Origin of the sequence: Gordonia sp. ABSL11-1, from assembly GCF_030315685.1 — a bacterium.
Classification (GTDB): Bacteria; Actinomycetota; Actinomycetes; order Mycobacteriales; family Mycobacteriaceae; genus Gordonia.
Genome location: NZ_JASXSI010000103.1, coordinates 1 through 573, shown reverse-complemented (window position 1 = coordinate 573; position 573 = coordinate 1). Strand labels below are relative to the sequence as shown.

Here is a 573-nt window from a genome sequence, read left to right as displayed (position 1 = left end):
ACTCCCTCGCCGTGGCTGAATCTGCCGGCGTCGTTCACTGGTGAGGTGTTCGGTGACGAGGTGGCCGATCCTGACCGGGTGGATGTCACCGCCCTGGTGGGGTCGATGGCGGCCACGACATTCGGCCGTTCGTATCTGGCGTGGCACAACTATCAGGTGGCTGCGGAGTTGCATCGCCGTTTGGTCGGTGACCGTGGTGATCACGACGTCCTTGTGGTGGATGGGTTGGCCGGGTGCGCGGCGCGGGTTGCGGTGGCGTTGGCGATCACCCAGCACGCCGCCGAACAGCTCCTCGCCCAGGCGGTCGCCCTGCGTGATCGGCTGCCGCAGGTGGCGCAGCGGTTGCGGGAGGGCCGCATCTCGCCGGAACGGGTGATCGCGGTGATCTCACGGACGGATCTGATCGACGGCGCCGACTGCGCCGCCGAGGTCGATGCCCAGATCGCCGCCGAGTTGGATCTGCATGATGGGGCGTGGTCGGCCGAACGGTTACGTGACATGGTCGATCGCATCGTCTACCGACATGACCCGGATGCGGTGCGCGAACGCCGCCGCCGCGCGCAAGAGGGCCGT

At 67.9% G+C, this 573-nt stretch carries 1 protein-coding gene; it reads left to right on the top strand.

Annotation, left to right across the window (positions count from 1 at the left end):
* Positions 1-573 (top strand): DUF222 domain-containing protein (locus QSJ19_RS26630; protein ID WP_286324066.1); only part of this gene is annotated, 573 nt, incomplete at both ends.